Source organism: Pseudonocardia sp. NPDC049154, assembly GCF_040648315.1.
GTDB lineage: Bacteria > Actinomycetota > Actinomycetes > Mycobacteriales > Pseudonocardiaceae > Pseudonocardia.
Genome location: NZ_JBEZDN010000079.1, coordinates 17,083 through 35,285 on the forward strand (window position 1 = coordinate 17,083; position 18,203 = coordinate 35,285).

The 18,203-nt window shown below is 74.0% G+C and carries 19 protein-coding genes and 1 pseudogene; 12 read left to right on the forward strand and 8 right to left on the reverse strand.

Annotated features, from left to right (window positions below; genetic code table 11):
* Window positions 1-70 precede the first annotated feature (70 nt).
* From AB0B41_RS29060 to AB0B41_RS29075, 4 genes are read left to right on the forward strand one after another with little or no spacing between them, the layout of a single operon-like run.
* Window positions 71-1,681 (forward strand): ABC transporter substrate-binding protein, encoded by a 1,611-nt coding sequence (locus AB0B41_RS29060; protein WP_358208891.1) that lies wholly within the window; start codon window positions 71-73, stop codon window positions 1,679-1,681.
* 16 nt (window positions 1,682-1,697) lie between these two features.
* Window positions 1,698-2,660: an ABC transporter permease gene (locus tag AB0B41_RS29065; RefSeq protein WP_358208893.1), complete on the forward strand. Its 963-nt coding sequence runs from the start codon at window positions 1,698-1,700 to the stop codon at window positions 2,658-2,660.
* A complete protein-coding gene (locus AB0B41_RS29070; protein ID WP_358208895.1) occupies window positions 2,657-3,580 on the forward strand; it encodes an ABC transporter permease in 924 nt (307 codons plus the stop codon). The genes AB0B41_RS29065 and AB0B41_RS29070 overlap by 4 nt, the downstream gene beginning before the upstream one ends.
* Complete coding sequence (locus AB0B41_RS29075; RefSeq protein WP_358208897.1) at window positions 3,577-5,211, forward strand: ABC transporter ATP-binding protein; 1,635 nt, start codon at window positions 3,577-3,579, stop codon at window positions 5,209-5,211. The genes AB0B41_RS29070 and AB0B41_RS29075 overlap by 4 nt, the downstream gene beginning before the upstream one ends.
* A 52-nt stretch (window positions 5,212-5,263) precedes the next feature.
* On the opposite strand, the gene AB0B41_RS29080 is transcribed toward AB0B41_RS29075, so the two are convergent.
* Window positions 5,264-5,446 (reverse strand): hypothetical protein, encoded by a 183-nt coding sequence (locus tag AB0B41_RS29080; protein ID WP_358208899.1) that lies wholly within the window; start codon window positions 5,444-5,446, stop codon window positions 5,264-5,266.
* Window positions 5,447-5,646: 200 nt separating this feature from the next.
* Between AB0B41_RS29080 and AB0B41_RS29085 the strand changes: the two genes are divergently transcribed.
* Window positions 5,647-6,645, forward strand: coding sequence for a nucleoside hydrolase (locus AB0B41_RS29085; protein ID WP_358208901.1), 999 nt, complete (start codon window positions 5,647-5,649; stop codon window positions 6,643-6,645).
* 115 nt (window positions 6,646-6,760) lie between these two features.
* A complete protein-coding gene (locus tag AB0B41_RS29090; RefSeq protein WP_358208903.1) occupies window positions 6,761-7,150 on the forward strand; it encodes a hypothetical protein in 390 nt (129 codons plus the stop codon).
* Here the strand turns inward: AB0B41_RS29090 and AB0B41_RS29095 are convergent.
* The 3 genes from AB0B41_RS29095 to AB0B41_RS29105 all read right to left on the reverse strand — a co-directional run bounded on the left by AB0B41_RS29095 (window position 7,147) and on the right by AB0B41_RS29105 (window position 9,449).
* A complete protein-coding gene (locus AB0B41_RS29095) occupies window positions 7,147-7,536 on the reverse strand; it encodes an ankyrin repeat domain-containing protein (protein ID WP_358208905.1) in 390 nt (129 codons plus the stop codon). The two genes, AB0B41_RS29090 and AB0B41_RS29095, sit on opposite strands and share 4 nt — an antisense overlap.
* A gap of 5 nt (window positions 7,537-7,541) precedes the next feature.
* Window positions 7,542-8,699 (reverse strand): luciferase family protein, encoded by a 1,158-nt coding sequence (locus AB0B41_RS29100; protein WP_358208907.1) that lies wholly within the window; start codon window positions 8,697-8,699, stop codon window positions 7,542-7,544.
* A 90-nt stretch (window positions 8,700-8,789) separates the two neighbouring features.
* Window positions 8,790-9,449, reverse strand: coding sequence for an XRE family transcriptional regulator (locus tag AB0B41_RS29105; protein WP_358208909.1), 660 nt, complete (start codon window positions 9,447-9,449; stop codon window positions 8,790-8,792).
* A 134-nt stretch (window positions 9,450-9,583) separates the two neighbouring features.
* Between AB0B41_RS29105 and AB0B41_RS29110 the strand changes: the two genes are divergently transcribed.
* Complete coding sequence (locus AB0B41_RS29110; RefSeq protein WP_358208911.1) at window positions 9,584-10,339, forward strand: SDR family oxidoreductase; 756 nt, start codon at window positions 9,584-9,586, stop codon at window positions 10,337-10,339.
* Window positions 10,340-10,382: 43 nt separating this feature from the next.
* Window positions 10,383-11,021: a hypothetical protein gene (locus tag AB0B41_RS29115; protein ID WP_358208912.1), complete on the forward strand. Its 639-nt coding sequence runs from the start codon at window positions 10,383-10,385 to the stop codon at window positions 11,019-11,021.
* Window positions 11,022-11,081: 60 nt separating this feature from the next.
* Here AB0B41_RS29115 and AB0B41_RS29120 read toward each other — a convergent pair whose 3' ends face one another.
* Complete coding sequence (locus AB0B41_RS29120) at window positions 11,082-11,522, reverse strand: DUF1707 domain-containing protein (RefSeq protein WP_358208914.1); 441 nt, start codon at window positions 11,520-11,522, stop codon at window positions 11,082-11,084.
* Between the two features lie 75 nt (window positions 11,523-11,597).
* Window positions 11,598-13,718, reverse strand: coding sequence for a glycogen debranching protein GlgX (glgX, locus tag AB0B41_RS29125; protein WP_358208916.1), 2,121 nt, complete (start codon window positions 13,716-13,718; stop codon window positions 11,598-11,600).
* 199 nt (window positions 13,719-13,917) lie between these two features.
* Between glgX and AB0B41_RS29130 the strand changes: the two genes are divergently transcribed.
* Entirely contained in the window at window positions 13,918-15,096 is a 1,179-nt protein-coding gene (locus AB0B41_RS29130; protein WP_358208918.1) for an acyl-CoA dehydrogenase family protein, read from the forward strand.
* Window positions 15,097-15,111: 15 nt separating this feature from the next.
* Here AB0B41_RS29130 and AB0B41_RS29135 read toward each other — a convergent pair whose 3' ends face one another.
* Window positions 15,112-15,654 (reverse strand): VOC family protein, encoded by a 543-nt coding sequence (locus AB0B41_RS29135; RefSeq protein WP_358208920.1) that lies wholly within the window; start codon window positions 15,652-15,654, stop codon window positions 15,112-15,114.
* A gap of 41 nt (window positions 15,655-15,695) precedes the next feature.
* On the opposite strand from AB0B41_RS29135, the gene AB0B41_RS29140 reads away from it, so the two are divergent.
* From AB0B41_RS29140 to AB0B41_RS29150, 3 genes and pseudogenes are all read left to right on the forward strand, one after another.
* Window positions 15,696-16,298 (forward strand): hypothetical protein, encoded by a 603-nt coding sequence (locus AB0B41_RS29140; RefSeq protein WP_358208922.1) that lies wholly within the window; start codon window positions 15,696-15,698, stop codon window positions 16,296-16,298.
* A gap of 147 nt (window positions 16,299-16,445) precedes the next feature.
* On the forward strand, window positions 16,446-17,120 hold the full coding sequence (locus AB0B41_RS29145) for an MFS transporter (protein WP_358208924.1): 675 nt from the start codon (window positions 16,446-16,448) through the stop codon (window positions 17,118-17,120).
* 132 nt (window positions 17,121-17,252) lie between these two features.
* A pseudogene (locus AB0B41_RS29150) lies at window positions 17,253-17,486 on the forward strand (MSMEG_6728 family protein); the annotation flags it as partial.
* A gap of 22 nt (window positions 17,487-17,508) precedes the next feature.
* Here AB0B41_RS29150 and AB0B41_RS29155 read toward each other — a convergent pair.
* Window positions 17,509-18,203: SDR family oxidoreductase (locus AB0B41_RS29155; protein WP_358208926.1), on the reverse strand; the 695-nt coding region annotated here is incomplete at its 5' end.

Genomic DNA, 18,203 nt, shown 5'->3' on the forward strand with positions numbered 1-18,203 from the left:
CTCCGCTCCCACAACACCGGAGGACCGGCCGCCCGCCGGTCCTCCGGTCCCCACCTCACGAAGGACCCCGATGACCGTCAGACGAGGCAGGCTGCTCCTGCCGGCCCTGCTCGCCGCCGCCACCGTGGCGCTCGCCGCCTGCGGCGGCTCCGGTGGCAGCACCGCGGGCGCCGACGCCGGCCCGCCCCAGCCCGGTGGCACGCTGCGCTTCGCCGTCTCCAGCGACCAGGGCTGCGTCGACCCGCAGCAGGTCGGCAGCAACGACACGATCTACTCGCTGCGCCAGGTCGTCGACTCGCTCACCGACCAGGACCCGCAGACCGGTGAGCTCAAGCCCTGGCTCGCGACCTCCTGGCAGACCTCGCCCGACGCGAAGAGCTACACCTTCACCCTGCGCGACGGCGTGACCTTCTCCGACGGCACCCCGCTCGACGCGAACGCGGTCAAGGCCAACTTCGACCGGGTCCCGCAGATCGGCGCCCGCGGCACGCTCCCCAAGGGCTACCTCGCCGGCTACCAGGGCACGACGGTCACCGGCCCGACGCAGTTCACGGTGAACTTCAGCCAGCCCAACGTGCAGTTCCTGCAGGGCACCTCGACGCACAGCCTGGGCATCCTGTCCCCGGTGACCGTCGCGAAGTCCGACGACGAGCGCTGCGCCTCGGTGATCGGGTCCGGCCCGTTCACCATCCAGAACTACGTGAAGAACGCCTCGCTCACGCTGGCGAAGCGGCCCGGCTACAACTGGGGCTCGGCGCTCTTCGCCCACCAGGGCGAGGCGTACCTCGACACCGTCGAGTTCCGGATCGTGCCCGAGTCCGGCGTGCGGACCGGCAGCCTGCAGTCCGGCGAGGTCGACGCGATCGGCAGCATCGGCCAGCAGGACGAGGCGCCGCTCTCCGGGGCCGGCGCGCAGCTGCTGGCGCGCTCCAACCCGGGCATCACGTTCGGCATCGGATTCAACTTCACCAAGCCGATCGTCTCCGACCCGGCCGTGCGCCAGGCCCTGTCGCTGGCGATCAACCGGCAGGAGGTCGTCGGGGCGGTCTACACCTCGCAGACCAAGCCGGCGACGAGCGTGCTGGCCTCCACCACCCCGTCGTACGCCGACGACTCGTCCAACCTCGGCTTCGACCTGGAGAAGGCCAAGTCCACGCTCGACGCGGCCGGCTGGGCCCCGGGCCCGGACGGCATCCGGGTCAAGGACGGGCAGCGGCTGAGCTTCCCGCTCTCCTTCGCCAACAACGCGGGCACCAACAAGCCGAGCCTCGAGCTGATCCAGCAGCAGGCCAAGGCCGCCGGCATCGACCTGCAGGTCCAGGAGTTCCCGATCGCGCAGTTCCCGACGATCCAGTCCTCGGGTGACTTCGTCGCGATCTGGGGCAACCTGACCCGCGCCGACCCGGACATCCTGCGCAGCTCCTTCTCCACGGCCGGCGCGAACTACTACCGCGTGCCGCAGAGCCCGCTGGAGCCGCTGCTGCAGCAGCAGGCCGCCGAGCCGGACCCGGCGAAGCGCACGGAGATCGTCGCGCAGGCCCAGCAGGAGCTCGTCGCGCAGGGCTTCTACGTGCCCGTCGCCGAGCTCACCACGGTGCTCGCGGTGGCCTCGAACGTGCACGGCGTCACCTTCGACGCCTCCTCCCGCATCCAGCTCCGCGACGCCTGGAAGTCGCAGTGATCGCGAGGCGCACCAGATGACCGGCACCCTGCCCCGCTACCTGCTCCGGCGCCTCGGGACCGCGATCGCGGTCCTGTGGGCGGCGTACACGGTGAGCTTCGTCGTGCTCTACCTGCTGCCCGGTGACCCCGTCACCACCATGGCCAGCGGCGGGCTCGACGGCGAACCGCTGACCCCTGAGCAGATCGAGGCGCTCAAGGCCCAGTACGGCTTCGACAAGCCGCTGATCGTGCAGTACGGCACCCGGCTGTGGGCGGCGCTGCACGGCGACCTCGGCGCCTCCATCCAGAACGGGCAGGACGTCCGGGGAGCCATCCTCGAGGCGCTGCCGCCGACCGTGCAGATCGCGATCGGCGGGCTGCTGGTCGCGGTCGTGCTCGGCGGCGGCCTCGCGATCGCCGCCACGTACACCTCGCAGCGCTGGCTGCGGCAGCTGCTGATGGCGCTGCCGTCGCTCGCGGTGTCGCTGCCGGTGTTCTGGGTGGGGCTGATGCTGGTGCAGATCTTCGCGTTCGGCCTGCACTGGCTCCCGTCGGTCGGTGCGTCGGGTTTCCCGGCGCTGGTGCTGCCGTCGATCACCCTCGGGCTGCCGATGGGGGCGCTGCTCGCGCAGGTGCTGGCCAAGAGCCTGACCACGGTGCTCGACGAGCCGTACGTCCAGACGGCGCGGTCCAAGGGCGTCGGGCGGGCGGCGATCCACCTGCGGCACGCGCTGCAGAACGCGGCCATCCCGGCCCTGACGGTGCTCGGCTACGTCGCCGGGAACCTGCTGGCCGGCACCGTGGTCGTCGAGACGGTGTTCACCCGGCCCGGTCTCGGCCGGCTCACCGTGCAGGCGGTCGGCGTGCAGGACATCCCGCTGGTGCAGGGCATCGTGCTGTTCGCGTCCCTGGTGTTCGTCGGCGTGAACCTGCTGGTCGACCTGATCTACCCGGTCCTCGACCCGAGGATCGCCAAGGGGGTGCCCGCGACATCGTGACCGAGCTGCTGATCCGGGAGGGCCCTCCCGACTCGTCCGGCACCGCGCCCGGGTCCTCCGTCGCGCTGCCCACGCCGCCGACCCGCCGGGAACGCCTGCAGCGCGTGCTGTGCTTCCTCGGGCACCGGCCCGGCCTCGTCGTCGCGTCCCTCGTGGTGCTCCTCGTGCTGGTGGCGGCGTTCGCGCCGGGTGTGCTGGCGCCGGGGGACCCGAACGTCGGCGTCGTCGCCGACAAGCTGCGCCCGCCGAGCGGCGCGCACTGGTTCGGCACGGACTACCTGGGCCGGGACGTCTACACCCGGGTGGTGCACGGGGCGTCGCTGTCCCTGCAGGCCACCGTGATCGCGGTGGCGGTGGCGCTCGTCGTCGGCGGGCTGCTGGGGCTGCTCGCCGGGTTCGTCGGCCGCTGGGTCGACGAGGCGCTGATGCGAGTGGTCGACGTGCTGTTGTCGATCCCCGCGATCCTGCTGTCCCTGGCGCTGATCACCGCCCTGGGCTACGGCACGATCAAGGTGGCGATCGCCGTCGGCGTGGCGAGCGTCGCGAGCTTCGCGCGGGTCATGCGGGCGGAGACGATGCGGATCCGCCGGTCGACCTACGTCGAGGCGGCCCGGTCCGTCGGCACCCGCTGGTACGTGACGCTGTGGCGGCACGTGCTGCCCAACGCCGCCGGTCCGGTCCTCGTGCTCGCGGTGCTCGAGTTCGGGCTCGCGATCCTCGCCGTGTCCTCGCTGTCCTTCCTCGGCTACGGCGCCCCGCCGCCGGCCCCCGAATGGGGCTCGCTGATCGCCGAGGGCCGCAACTACCTGGCGACCTCGTGGTGGCTCTGCGCCATGCCGGGCCTGACGATCGCCGCGACCGTGCTGTCGGTGAACCGGATCTCCCGGGCGCTCGACGGGGAATGGAGCAGGGCCCGATGAGCGGCACGAGCAGCACGATCCTCGAGGTCGCCGACCTCGACGTCGGGTACCGGATCGCGGGCGGGCACATCCCCGCGGTCCGCGGCGCCTCGCTGAGGGTGGCGGAGGGCGAGGTCGTCGCGGTCGTCGGTGAGTCCGGGTCCGGCAAGTCCACGCTGGCCCAGGCCGTGATCGGGCTGCTGCCGGGCAACGGCACGATCGAGGGCGGGAGCATCCGGCTGGGCGGGAACGAGCTCACCGGACTGTCCGAGAAGGCGTTCCGCGAGGTGCGCGGCCGTCGGATCGGGCTGGTGCCGCAGGACCCGACGGTCTCGCTGAACCCCGTGCAGCGCGTGGGCGTGCAGGTCGGCGAGGTGCTGCGGGTGCACGGGCTCGCCGACAAGCGCACCGCCCGCCTGCGTGCGGTGGAGCTGCTGGCCAGGGCCGGGCTGCCCGACCCCGAGGTGCGGGCGGGGCAGTACCCGCACGAGCTGTCCGGCGGCATGCGGCAGCGCGTGCTGATCGCGATCGCGATCGCCGCCCGGCCGGGGCTGATCATCGCCGACGAGCCGACCAGCGCCCTCGACGCCACGGTGCAGCGGCGGATCCTGGACCACCTCGACGCGCTGCGGGCCGAGACCGGCACGGCGATGCTGCTGATCACGCACGACCTCGGGGTGGCGGCGGACCGGGCGGACCGGGTCGTCGTCATGTCCGGCGGGCGGATCGTGGAGGAGGGCCCGGTCGACCGGATCCTGGCCGACCCGGCGGACCCGTACACCCGCACGCTGGTCGCGGCCGCGCCCGGCCTGTCCGCACCGCCCGCGCCGCGGATCCCGCCGGAGCCGGGCGGCCGGCCGATCGTGCAGGTCAGCGGCCTGACGAAGGACTTCCCGCTGCCCCGGGTGCAGGGGAAGCGCGGCGTGCTCCGTGCGGTCGACGCGGTCTCCTTCGACATCGCGCGCGGCGAGACGCTGGCGCTGGTGGGGGAGTCCGGCTCCGGGAAGTCGACCACGGCCCGGCTGGTGCTGCGGCTGGCCGACCCGACCGCCGGCGAGATCCGGTTCGACGGCGCCGACATCACCCGCGTGAAGGGCCGCACCTGGCGGGAGCTGCGCCGGCGCGCCCAGCTCGTCTACCAGAACCCGTACGCCTCGCTCGACCCCCGGTTCTCGGTCGAGGAGGTCGTCACCGAGCCGCTGCGCGCGTTCGGCGTGGGCAGCCCGGCGGAGCGGCGCACCCGCGCGGCCGAGCTGGTCGGGCGCGTCGCCCTGCCGGCGTCGGTGCTCGCCCGCAAGCCGGTGGAGCTCTCCGGCGGCCAACGGCAGCGGATCGCCATCGCCCGGGCCCTCGCCCTGTCCCCGGACCTCGTGGTGTGCGACGAGCCGGTGTCCGCCCTGGACGTCTCGGTGCAGGCGCAGGTCCTCGCGCTGCTCGAGGAGCTGCAGACCGACCAGGGCCTCACCTACCTGTTCATCTCGCACGACCTCGCCGTGGTCCGCCGGATCGCCCACCGGGTCGGGGTGATGCGCGAGGGCCGGCTCCTGGAGCTGCGGCCCACCGAGGAGCTCTTCACCGACCCCCGCGAGGACTACACCCGCGAGCTGCTCGGGGCGATCGCCGGCCGCCGGCACGCCACCGAGGCCGCCTGACTCGCCGCTCGCGCAGCCGGCGCCCGGCGGCGTGGGCGGCATCCGACCTCGATCACCACGCCGCTCGCGTGAACGCCGGGCGCGTGCGGCGCAGCCGCAGCACGCGCCAGGAACGGTTGCCGACGCGCGGCCGGTGCGGCTGCCACCAGGAGGGCCGGTGGGCCGACGCGACGGCGGCGACGGCGTGCCGGGACCGGCCTCCGCTGCGGGCGAGTGCGAGGACTTCCTCGTCCATCGGGATGACTCCGAATCCGATGTAGGAGTGAGTGCGGTCACTCCGAGCGTATCCACGCACTACTCGGAGTGGTCCATGCCGCGGTCCGGAATCGTCGGTGAATGGCGAGACGCCGACGGTGAACGGAATTCGGACATTTCGCGAACGAACGTGGTGGACATCGCGGTCGCCGCCCCGCGCCGAGCCGGTAGACATACGCCGTGAACAGCGTGCCGACCGCCGGGCCCCGCCCCGTCTACCTCGACTGCGACACCGGCATCGACGACTCGATGGCCCTGGCGTACCTGCTGCGGTCCCCGGAGGTCGAGCTGGTGGGGGTCGGCACGGTCAGCGGGAACGTCGCCGCCGCCCAGGCCGCCCGCAACACCCTCGACCTGCTCGCGCTCGGCGGCCGGCCCGACATTCCGGTCGCCGTCGGGGCGCACCACCCGCTGGAGGGCGAGTTCGCCGGCCCGGTCCCGCACGTCCACGGGGAGAACGGGGTCGGCGGCATCGCGCTGCCGCCGTCGGACCGCGAACCCGTCGCCGAGGACGCGGCGACGCTGCTCGGCCGGCTCGCCCGGGAACACGCCGGGGCGCTCTCGGTGATCACGGTGGGCCCGACCACCAACATCGCCACCGCACTGCGCCGCGACCCGGAGCTGCCCGGTCTCGTCCGGGAGGTCACGACGATGGGCGGGGCGGCGCTCGTGCCCGGCAACGTCACCGCGGTCGCCGAGGCCAACGTGTGGAACGACCCCGATGCGGCGGCCGCGCTGGTGGCCGCACCGTGGGACGTCACGCTCGTCCCGCTCGACGTCACGCTGGAGAACCAGCTGACCGAGGCGGACCGGCAGGCGCTGTTGGGCGCGGACGACCCGCTGGCGCAGGCGATCGGCGCGATGCTCGACCACTACTTCGGCTTCTACACCCCGCTCTACGGCCGCCGCGGCTGCGCGCTGCACGACCCGCTGGCCGCCGCGATCGCGGCCGGGACGGTGCGACCCACCCGCGCCCCGGCCGTCCCGGTCGTGGTGGACGCGACCGCGGGACCCGGGCGCGGGCAGACGATCGCCGACCTGCGCGGACAGCGGCTGGGGCCCGTCGACCGACCCGGGGTGCGCACGCGGGTCGTGCTCGACACCGACCGCCCGCTCGGCCCGCTCCTCGTCGAGCGCCTGGTCGGCTCGTCGGTGGCCGCGTCGGCCCCGGCGACCTGACGACCCTCCCCGGTGGACCGAGATCCCCGTTCGGGACGCGGGAGCGATCTCCACGCGGTACGGTCCACGCACGGGTGAAGCAGGCCGCCCGGCCCTCGACGAGAGGAGGCGGCCGATGACGCTCGCCCACCCTGCTCCCATGGCCATCGACGTCCCCGAGCCGGGCGCGTACACCATCCGCCTCCGCGGTCACCTCGACCGACTCACCGGCGCGCGGCTGCTCCGGCTGGTCGACGCGCGGCTCCAGCTCGCCCGGCTCGGGCACGCCGCCACGCGGCACGTCCTGATCGACGTCGCGGACGTCGACGCGATCGGTCCGGGCGCACTCGCGGCGCTCACCCACGCCCAGCACGCGGCGGACCGCAGCGGCGTCACCCTCGACCTCGTCGGGGCGGGGGCGCTCGCCGGGCGGCTGGGCACCGCGGACCGACAGGCGCTGGCGCGGTTCCGCTCGTTCCCGACGGTCGCCGCGGCGCTCGCGGGCCTGGAGGCCGAGGGCTCCTAGTGCGCGCGGAGGAGCTCCTGCATCTCGGGGAGCCCGAAGAACTCCGCCGTGGCGAGCGCCGACTGGCCGCCCAGGGCGGGGTCGCCACCCGCCGCGAGCAGGGCCCGCACGGACTCGGCCGACTGCCGGAAGGTCGCGGCGGACAGCGCCGTCTGCCCGCGGTCGTTCGCGCGGTCCGGGTCGGCGCCGCGGTCGAGCAGCGCCCGCACCGTGTCCGGGTGGTCGTGGTAGGCGGCGAGGATCAGCAGGGTGTCGCCCTTGTCGTTGGTCAGGTTCGCCGGCAGGCCCGCGTCGACGTAGGCGGCCAGCTGCGCGGCGTCCCCGTTCCTGGCCAGGTCGAACATGCGGTGGGCGAAGGCGATGGTCTCCTCGTCCGGCTCCGGCATGCGGGTCAGCCTAGGTGCGGCGCGGACCCGCCGCCGGTCGCGGCGCGGTGGGCCGCGGCGACCAGGGCGGCCGCCACCTCCACCTCGGCGTCGTCGCGCGGCGCCGGGACGAGGACCAGCCCGGCCGCGAGCCGGACGCCGGCGAGCGGGTGGGCGAGGGCCCAGCCCTTCCCGAGGGCGTCGTAGAGCAGCGCGTCGGGCAGCGCGAGGTGCAGGCTGCCGTCCGGGTGCAGGTGCGCGAGCTCGTTCTCCGCGGGATGGACCAGGGTCGCGGGGTCGGCGGGGCGGTCCAGGAACAACGCCCGCGTGCCCTCCGGACCGATCACGGCCGGTGCCTCCCGGCCGAGGCCGCGGATCCGTTCCCACAGCGCGTCCTGCCGCGTGCCGGGCGGGCCGAGGGGGAGCTGGGGCAGGTCGAGCGTGGTGTCGGGCGGCTCCCCGACCCGCTCCGGCAGTCGGCCGAGCCCGGGCCAGCCGGGCTCGTCGCCGTCGGGCAGGGGGTTCTCGCCGTGGGCGCGCAGGAAGTCGAGCCGGTCGCCCAGCCAGCTCCCGGCCGCGGCGACGACGGACCCCGCCAGCGTGCCGCCGTCGGGTGTGCGCGCGACCCGGACCGGCGCGCCCGACCACCGCCGCAGCCAGTCCCACGTGCGGTCGAGCAGCGGCACGGGGGTGCGCGGGTCGGCGTCGGCGTGGGCCAGGAACACGGGCATGCCGCGCAGCGCCCCGCGGGCCGGTGCGGGGTCGAGCGGGACGGCGCCGTGCAGCAGGACCGCGCCGGAGAACCGCTCCGGCGCGCGCAGCATCAGGTGCCCGGCCAACGCGACGCCGCTGCGGAAGGCCAGCAGCAGCACGCTGCGGTCGGGGTGGCCCTCGGTGCCCAGCCAGCGCAGCAGCCAGTCCCCGGCGGCGGCAAGCCCGGCGGGGTCCGGCCGCCCGTCGGTCTCGGCGAACCACGCGAACCCGCGCTCGACGGCCAGCGGGGCCCGGACGGCCACGTAGGCGACCGGGCCGTGCGGCAGCCACGGCGAGATCTCGATCATCGAGTGCTCGCTGGTCCCGTTGCCGTGCAGCACCAGGACCAGCGGCGCCGCCGGGTGCGGCGACCCCCAGCGCGCGACCATCGGCTCGTCGCCGGGACCGGTGGAGCGCGCGCCGACCGTCATCCGGCGACCGTAGGACGCGGGACGGGCCGGGCCCGTCTCAGTTCGACGCACCGCCCGCGGGGCTCTCGTGGCGACGGGCGGCCGCCCGCGTCACCCCTCGCGCACGTCGCCGTACGCCACCACGGACAGGAACCGGATCGGCAGGGCGACGAGCTCGCGCGGGCCGTGCACGCCCTCGCCGTCGAGCTGCAGCGCGTCGCCCGGGCGCAGCGTGTAGCTGGACTCGCCGTGCCCGTAGACCATCTCGCCCTCGAGCATGTAGAGCAGCTCGGTGCCGGGGTGCTGGAACAGCGGGAACTCCTCGCTGCGCTCGGTGAGCGTGACGAGGTGGGCCTCCATCCGCTTGTGCGGCCCCCGCAGCGCGCCCAGCAGGGTGTAGTCGTGGCCGACGCGGGTGCCGCGCGCGACGATCCGGGCGCCGGACCCGGCCGGGGTGAACACCGCCTCGCGCGGGGTGTCGGCGCCGCGGAACAGTGAGGTGACCGGCACGTCGAGGGCGTCGGCCAGCCGGGCGAGCGTGGTCAGGCTGCACGAGGTCTGGGCGTTCTCGATCTTCGACAGCATCGGCTTCGAGATGCCGGTCCGCACGGCCATGTCCGCCAGCGTCAGCCCGGCGGCCTGGCGCAGCCGCCGGACCTGCACGGCGATCGCCCGCTCGAGCCGGCCCTCCTGCGGCGCGGGCTGGTCGACCTCGCGCGCCGCCGGCCCGTGCTCCGGGACCGGCCGCACCTGCTCGCTCGCACCCTCCACGGCGGCGAGGCTAGTCGAGTCGGCGGGCACGGCCGCCGGACGCCCGTTCCCTCCGCACGCATCCGGATGGCACGATCGGAACCGTCCTGAACGATCGATCAGGACAGGGCGAGCGACGACGGACGGGAGCGGGCGTGAGCGACCTGACGGGCCTCAACGCGGTGGTCACCGGTGGCAACGGCGGCATCGGGCTGGGCATGGCGACCGGCATGGCGAAGGCCGGCGCGAACATCGCGATCTGGGCACGGGACGAGGCGAAGAGCGCGGAGGCGGTCGCCGGGCTGGAGAAGCTGGGTGTGCGCGCGCTCGCCCTGACCTGTGACGTCGCCGACGAGCCCCAGGTGGCCGAGGCGATGGAGCGCACGGTGGCCGAGCTCGGGCCGCTGGGCTGCATGGTCGCGAACTCCGGGACCTCGGGCCGGCACACCGTGGTCGAGAGCTCGCTCGAGGACTGGCGGCGGATCATGAGCGTGAACCTCGACGGCGCGTTCCTGACCTGCCGGGAGGCCGCCCGCCGGTTCGTCGACCAGGGTACGGGCGGCTCGATCGTCGTCGTCAGCTCGATGATCGCGGCCTTCGGCGGCGTCGGGCAGTCCGCCTACGCCGCGAGCAAGACGGGACTGCTCGGGCTGAGCCGCACACTCGCCGTCGAGCTGGCCCGGCACCGGGTGCGGGTGAACGCGCTGATCCCGGGGTGGACGGTGACCGGCCTGAGCTCGGGCGGCTACGCCGACGACCGCTTCCGCACCGCGACCACGCAGCGCACCCCGATGCGGCGGTGGGCGGACCCGGCGGAGTTCGAGGAGGTCGGCGCGTACCTCGCCGACCCCTCGTTGACCTTCCACACCGGCGACGAGGTCCGGGTCGACGGCGGCTACACGATCTTCTGAGCGGAGCGAGCACCGGTATCGACGCTCTGGGACCCTGGGCCGGGTGAGCACGACGAGACGGACCGGCGTCGCCGGGGTCGTGGTCGGCGCGGCGGCGGCCGGGATCGGCTGGGCCGCGCGCGACTACCGGCGGTGGAAGGCCCTGGGCCCGGGCGGGGTGCCCGCGAACCCGGTGGGCTGGCTGGCGGTGAGCGGGATGCGGCTGCGCGCCCGCGATCCCTACGCGTGGCGGGAGGCGGGCAGTGGGGACGTCGACCGCGGGCTGCTGACCCTGCCACCGCGGGCGGGGGAGCGACCCGAGGTGGGCCCGCACCCCGTCCCGCACCGGGTCCTCACCCAGCACGCGGACCAGGCGCGGGTCGCCGCCCTGCAGGACGTGGTCGAGGAGCTCGCCGAGCGCGACGACCTGGAGATGCGGACCAGCGGCCGGGAGAAGCACCATCCGGCCCTGTGGCGGACCGGCGGCGCCGAGATCGGGCACGTCCACCCGGCGGACGGGTCGATGCACGTCGCGCTCGCGCCGCTCGACGCCCGCGTGGTCGTCGCCCGCCGGTGGGGCGAGTTCCACCCGCTCGCGGGCGTGATGCTCGGCCTGCCCGAGGGCTACGTGCTGCTCTACCCGCCGCGGACCGAGGCCGAGATCGGGCACCTGCGGTCGATCCTCGAGGCCGCCGCCCGCTGAGTCGCTACCGGGCCGGTCCCGGGCGCGGCGCCCACCCCCCGCGGCGCCGCGCCCGAGGTCTCAGTACCGGCTTCCGCAGGGCCGGCTGACCCAGGATCGGCGCCCGGACAGGCTGCCGAGGAGCATCACGCCCCACGGCCCGGCGACCCAGATCGGCCAGAAGGGCAGCGGATGCCCGGCGCCGAGCGACGTCGCCACCCACACCACCAGGCAGATCGCGTTCACCACGATCCACGGCACCCACGCGGCCGCCAGCGGGAACCCGGGCGGGACGTGCCGGGCCCGGACCGGGGCCGCCCGCGCCGCCTGGTGCGGGGCCGGCAGGTCGGCGAAGACCGCGTCGAGCTCCCCGCGGGTCCGGGCCGCGTAGACCCGGTCGACCCTGCGCTCGTACTCGGCGAGGTCGAGCCGCCCCGCCCCCACCTCCGCGGCCAGCCGGGCCGCCCCGCGCCCCCGCTCGTCGTCGCCGATGCGGATCCCCGTCCCGCTCTGCTCGGTCATCGCGAACCACCACCCCCGTCGGAGGCCACGAGTGTCCTCCGGTCACGACCGACATGTCAAGTTCGACATGTCGTTTCAGGAAGGCGGGACGGCGCACCTCAGCACGAGCATCGAGCGGGCCTGGATCCGCAGCCGCGCCCCGGCCTTCTGGGTGCGCCGGCGCGGGTTCGCCAGCAGCGGATCGGCCGTGTCGACGACCGTCTCCCAGACCCGGCCGTACTCCTCGCCGGGCAGGGTGAACTGGACCTGCTGGTGGTGGGCGTTGACCAGGAGCAGGAAGGAGTCGTCGACGATCCGCACGCCGAGCCGGTCGCGGTCCGGGATGCCCTGCCCGTTGAGGTAGATGGTGAGCGACTGGGCCCGCGCGCGCTCCCAGTCGTCGTCGGTCATGTCCTTGCCGTCCGGCCGCAGCCAGGCGATGTCGTCGATGCTCGAGCCCTGGATCGGCCGGCCCTGGAAGAACCGCTGCCGCCGGAAGATCGGGTGCCTGGCCCGCAGGTCGGTCAACCGCGCCACGAACTCGGTGAGCACCTCGTGCTCGCGGGCGCGGTCCCAGTCGACCCAGGACAGCTCGTTGTCCTGGCAGTAGACGTTGTTGTTGCCCTGCTGGGTGCGGCCCAGCTCGTCGCCGTGCGCGATCATCGGCACGCCCTGGGAGAGCAGCAGCGTGGTGAGGATGTTGCGCTTCTGCCGCTCGCGCAGCGCATGGATCTGCACGTCCTCGGTCGGGCCCTCGGCGCCGTGGTTCCACGAGCGGTTGTGGCTCTCCCCGTCCCGGTTGTCCTCGCCGTTGTCCTCGTTGTGCTTCTCGTTGTAGGAGACGAGGTCCTCGAGGGTGAAGCCGTCGTGCGCCGTCACGAAGTTGATCGACGCGATGGGCCGCCGGTTGTCGGTCTCGTACAGGTCCGACGAGCCGGTGAACCGCGCGGCGAACTCGCCGAGGCTCTGCGCCTCGCCCCGCCAGAAGTCCCGCACGGTGTCCCGGTAGCGGCCGTTCCACTCCGTCCAGAGCGGCGGGAACCCGCCGACCTGGTAGCCGCCGTCGCCGACGTCCCAGGGCTCCGCGATCAGCTTCACCTGGCTCACGACCGGGTCCTGGTTGACCAGGTCGAAGAAGGCCGCGAGCCGGTCGACGGCGTGGAACTCGCGAGCCAGCGACGAGGCGAGGTCGAACCGGAAGCCGTCGACGTGCATCTCGGTGACCCAGTACCGCAGCGAGTCCATGAGCAGCCGCAGCGACTCGTGATGGCGCACGTTGAGGCTGTTCCCGGTGCCCGTGGTGTCGAAGTAGTACATCGGGTCGCCGTCGACGAGCCGGTAGTAGGCGTGGTTGTCGATGCCCCGGAAGGAGAGCGTCGGGCCGAGGTGGTTGCCCTCGGCGGTGTGGTTGTAGACGACGTCGAGGATCACCTCGATGCCCGCCCGGTGCAGCGCGCGGACCATCGCCTTGAACTCCGCGACCTGCTCGCCGCGGGTGCCGAAGCAGGCATAACCGTTGTGCGGGGCGAAGAAGCCGATCGTGTTGTAGCCCCAGTAGTTGCGCAGGCCCTTGTCGTCGAGCGTGGAGTCGTGCACGAACTGGTGCACGGGCATGAGCTCGACGGCGGTGATCCCGAGCTTCCGGAAGTGCTCGATCATCACCGGGTGGGCCAGGCCGGCGTAGGTGCCGCGGACGTCCTTCGGGATGTCGGGGTGGCGCATGGTCATGCCGCGGACGTGCGCCTCGTAGACGACGGTCTCGTTGTAGGGGATCCGCAGCGGGCGGTCGTCCTGCCAGTCGAAGAAGGGACTGACCACGACCGACGTCATGGCGTACGGCCCCGAGTCCTCGTCGTTGTAGGAGTCGGGGTCGCCGAAGCGGTAGGCGAACAGCGCCTCGTTCCAGCGGTACTCGCCGTCGATCGCCTTGGCGTAGGGGTCGAGCAGCAGCTTCGACGGGTTGCAGCGCAGCCCCGCGTGCGGGTCGTAGGGACCGTGCACGCGGTAGCCGTAGCGCTGCCCCGGCCCGACCCGCGGCAGGTAGCCGTGCCAGATCAGGCCGTTGCGCTCGGGCAGGACCACGCGCTCCTCGGTGCCGTCGTCATTGACCAGGCACAGCTCGATGCGCTCCGCGACCTCCGAGAAGATCGCGAAGTTGGTGCCACCGCCGTCGAAGGTCGAACCCAGCGGGTAGGGCGAGCCGGGCCAGATGTGCACGTGTCCTCCGGGGCGTGGCGAGCGGAGAACAAGTTCTAACCCGGCCGGGCGGCGTCGGCCACTCCGGGCGTCCGCGCGCGCCCGGGTTGGGCCGGGTGGGTGTGCGGCGGGGTGACGGGTGGGGGAGCGGGTGCGCCGGCCGCGACGGCGCGGCGATGATGGTGGCCGTCCCGCACCGTCGCCGACCGGAAGGACCACCGTGGACTTCACGCTCCCCGAGACCGCCCTCGCCGTGCAGGAGGGCGTGCGGGCGATCGGCGCCCGCTACGACCACGCCTACTGGTCGCGGCTGGAGGAGGAGCACCGCTTCCCGTGGGAGGTCTGGCGGGACCTGGCCGATGGTGGCTGGATCGGGCTCACCGTGCCGGAGGAGTACGGCGGCGGCGGGCAGGGGATGCTCGAGCTGGCGGTGGCCTGCGAGACCCTGGCCGCGTCGGGCGGGACCGGTGGGATCTTCCTCTACGTCCTCACGCCGGGGTTCGGCGCGACCACGCTGGCCCGGCACGGCACCGAGGAGCAGAAGAAGCGCCTGCTGCCCGGCCTCGCGTCCGGCGACACCCAGTTCTGCATGGCCCTCACCGAGCCCGACGCCGGCAGCGACGCCCTCCGCATCCGCACCCGCGCCGTGCGGGACGGCGGCGACTTCGTGATCAACGGCCAGAAGATCTGGATCTCCGGGCTGGAGAACGCCGACTGGATGATCGCGATCACGCGCACGATCCCAGCGGAGGAGGCGAAGCCCCGGACGGGCGGATTCACGCTGTTCCTGGTCGACGTCAAGGAGGCGGTCGCCGCGGGGACGCTGCAGTACACCCCGATCCCGAAGCTGGGCAGCAACGTCGTCACCTCCAGCCAGGTCTTCTTCGACGACCTGCGGGTGCCCGCCGAGAACGTCCTCGGCGAGGTCGACGGCGGCTTCTCGGTGCTGTGGGACGTCCTCAACCCCGAGCGCATCCTCGCCGCGGCCGGGGGAGTGGGCACCGCCGACGCCGCCCTCGACGTCGCCGTGCGGTACGCGAAGGAGCGCGAGGTGTTCGGCCGCCCGATCGGCTCCAACCAGGGCATCCAGTTCCCGCTCGCGCAGATCAAGGCGAAGACCGAGCTGGGCAGGCTGATGACCTACAAGGCGGCGTGGCTCTTCGACCGGGGCCTGCCCTGCCACGCCGAGACCAACATCGCCAAGCTCACCGGGGCGCAGGTGGGGTGGGAGGCCGCCAACCAGGCCTTCCAGACCTTCGGCGGCATGGCGTACTCGAAGGAGTACCCGGTGGAGCGGCTGTTCCGCGACTCCCGCATCGCCCGCAACATCCCCGTCGCCGAGGAGCTGGTCCTCGCCCACATCGGCACGCAGGTCCTGGGGCTGCCGCGGAGCTACTAGGGAGCGACGAGCCACTCAGGGCAGGACGAGCGGCGGGCCCGAGTCGAGGAGCAGGCGCAGCGAGGGCGCGCCGTCCGGGGTGAGCGAGACGCCCGGGAGCGCGGGCCCCGGCGGGACCGCCCCGGTCAGCCGGGCCGCGACGATGCCGGTGGCGCCGCCGGGGTGCAGGGGACCGGGCCGGTGGGCCAGGCCGGTGAGCTGGGCGTCGGACAGCTCGGCGACGGCGAGGAACGGCATGTCCGGCTCGCCCTCGTGCACCGCGAGCGTCGGCCCGTTCGGCACGGTGTAGCGGCGGAAACGGCCCTCGGGGAGCGTGCCGCGCAGCACGATCCCGAACGGGTACGCGGTCCGGGCGCACCGGGCCGCGAACCCCAGTCCGGAGGCCCGCTCGACCTCCGGCTCGTCGATCCAGAGCAGCTCGACGTAGTGCCGCGCGAAGAGGATCCGCCGGTTGCGGGTGCCCTGCCCGACGTGCCGGGTGCCGTCGTCGAGCAGCAGCCCGTCCGGCGGCTCCGGAGGACCGGGCAGGAAGGCGATGAGGTGGTCGAGCTCCAGCACTCGTCCAGCATCCCGCGCCGGGACGCGGGTACGCAGGTGGGGTGATCGATCGTTTCGACGGCTGGATCGCCGGCCTGGGCACGGGCTCCGGGCTGCGCGTCGTGGTGGGGCACTGGCCGCGCTCCCCGCTGGGCCCCTTCACCGACGTCATGGTCGAGCAGCCGGACGGGCACCGGCTCCTGCTCGCGCCGGACCACCGCGTCGCCGACTTCGTGTCCGCGACGTACGCCTTCGACGAGGTGCGGATCGGGCCCGTCGACCACGAGATCCGCGGGGACCGCCGGCAGGTCCGCGCGGGGCCGCTGGAGTGCGCGTACCGCGTGGGCGGGCGGACGCCGCTCGGCCTGCTGCTCCGCGCGGTGCCGCGGCCGCTCGCGACCGCACCGCGCTGGATCGGCACGATCGACGCCGTCGCCCGCCGCGTCCTGCCGGGCGTCCGGACCGTCGGCAGCGCGGGCGGGGCTCGGACCGAGTACTACGGCGCGCTCGACCTGCACCGCCTCACCGCCGCCGTCGTCCGCTGGGACGGAGAGGACCGGGGCCCCCTCGCGCCGGTCCGGCCGCCGGTCCGGTTCGGCTTCGGCTCCACGCCCACCGTTCCGTCGCTGGTCCGCATCACCACCCTCGTCACCTCCGGGAGCTGAACGCGGGGCCTAGAGGCGCGCGGCGGCGACCGTCGCGCCGAGGCGGGCGGCGGCCGCGCGGACGGCGGCGGCGCGGGACTCGCCCGCCGCACCGGCGAAGTCCTCGCTGCGCCCGCCGAGGCTCAGGGTGGCGACCAGGGAACCGTTGTGGCCCAGGGCCTGGCGACGGCGCTGACCACGCCCGAGCAGATGGCCTCCTGGGGCTGGCGGGTGCCGTTCCTGATCGCGCTGCCGCTGGCCGCGATCTGCCTCTGGGTGCGGGTCCGGCTGGAGGACACCCCCGAGTGCGAGGCGATGGCCGAGAAGCACGAGGTCGAGCGCAGCCCGCTGCTGACCGTGATCAAGGAGAAGCCGGGCTCCGTGCTGCGAGTCATCGGCATCGCGATCGCCATGAACGGCACCGGGTACGTCGGTCTGACCTACTTCTCCACCTACCTCATCCAGACCGAGGGCTTCGACAAGCAGTCGGTGTACTGGGCGTCCGCGATCGGCATCGCGCTGGCCTGCGCCACCTACCCGCTCGCCGGGATGCTCACGGACCGCTTCGGCCGCCGCCCGGTCCTGATCTCGGCCTACGTGCTCTACCTGATCCTGGCCTGGCCCGCGTTCGCGCTGCTCGGCGCCACGTCCAGCATCGTGGTGGTCACGCTGGTCTACGTCGTCCACATGGCGGTCAACGGCCTCGCCCAGGTGCCGGCGTTCCCACAGTTCACCACGGGCAACGCGATGTCCCCCGCCTTCTGGGTGCTGGGTGTGGCGCTGGTCGGCCTGGTCACGGTCTTCACCCTGCGGGAGACGGGCAGGGACCGGCTGCCGATCTGAGCCCGCGATCCGTGCGTGGAGACCCCTGTGAGTGCCGATAGTCGCTCTGGCGACCATCGCCACTCACGACGGGGTGGTGGGTTCCGGTCAGCTCGGTGAGGCCCGCGTCGAGCGGGTACCTCACGGTCCGTGGTGCAGACCTTCCTCCCGTACCCCGACTTCGCCGCCAGCGCCCGGGCGCTCGACGACCGGCGGCTGGGCAAGCAGCGCGTCGAAGCGCTGCAGATCCTGCGTGCGCAGGTGCGGGAGGGGTACGGCTGGCAGCACCATCCGGCGGTGCGGATGTGGCGGGGCCATCCCGAGGGCGTGGCCGCCTATGCGCTCGCGATCTGCGAGGAGTGGGCGGCCCGCGGCAAGGTCGACACGGTGGCGGAGTCGTCTGGCCGGTCTAGCTCCGCGGTTTCAGGCTCGCCCCGGCGTCGGAGACCAGCGTGGTGCCGGTGATGTGCTCCGCGCCCTCGTCGCACAGGAAGACCACGGCGACGGCGATGTCCTCGGGCGTGCCCGCGCGCCGCAGCGGCGTGGTCTGCTGCACCCGACCCACCAGCTGCTGGTACGCCTCCTCGCCGAGCGGCCCGGAGAACCAGCGGGTGCCGATGAAGCCGGGGACCACGGCGTTGACCCGGATCTCGGGGGCGAGCGCCCGCGAGAGCGACACCGTCAACGTGTTGAGCGCGCCCTTCGACGCCGCGTACGCGATCGACGAGCCCTCGCCGTCGAGGCTGCTGGTGGAGGACACGTTGACCACGGCCCCGTACCCACGCTCCCGCATGTGCGGGACCACGGCCCGGGTCATCTGGTAGGCGCCGATCACGTTGGTGCGGTAGATCGCCTCGAAGTCCTCGGCGGCGAGCCCGTCGAGGTCGGAGTGCGGGACGATCCGCGTGCGGCCGGCGTTGTTGACCAGGACGTCGATCCGGCCCCACCGCTGCGCGACCTCGGCGGCGACCCGGCGGCAGGCCGCGTCGTCGCCGACGTCGCCGCGCAGGGCGACGGCGTCGACGCCGCGCGCCCGGCACTCCGCCGCCGGGGCCTCGGCCTCGGCGGCGCTGCGCGGGTTGGGGTTCGCGTCCCGGGCGCCGC

Coding starts and splice junctions, on each gene's coding strand:
- AB0B41_RS29100 (WP_358208907.1), bottom strand. CDS start 8,699: ATGACGGTCGGCGCGCGCTCCACCGGTCCCGGCGACGAGCCGATGGTC.
- AB0B41_RS29090 (WP_358208903.1), top strand. CDS start 6,761: ATGACGCTCGCCCACCCTGCTCCCATGGCCATCGACGTCCCCGAGCCG.
- AB0B41_RS29060 (WP_358208891.1), top strand. CDS start 71: ATGACCGTCAGACGAGGCAGGCTGCTCCTGCCGGCCCTGCTCGCCGCC.
- AB0B41_RS29095 (WP_358208905.1), bottom strand. CDS start 7,536: ATGCCGGAGCCGGACGAGGAGACCATCGCCTTCGCCCACCGCATGTTC.
- AB0B41_RS29080 (WP_358208899.1), bottom strand. CDS start 5,446: ATGGACGAGGAAGTCCTCGCACTCGCCCGCAGCGGAGGCCGGTCCCGG.
- AB0B41_RS29075 (WP_358208897.1), top strand. CDS start 3,577: ATGAGCGGCACGAGCAGCACGATCCTCGAGGTCGCCGACCTCGACGTC.
- AB0B41_RS29120 (WP_358208914.1), bottom strand. CDS start 11,522: ATGACCGAGCAGAGCGGGACGGGGATCCGCATCGGCGACGACGAGCGG.
- AB0B41_RS29065 (WP_358208893.1), top strand. CDS start 1,698: ATGACCGGCACCCTGCCCCGCTACCTGCTCCGGCGCCTCGGGACCGCG.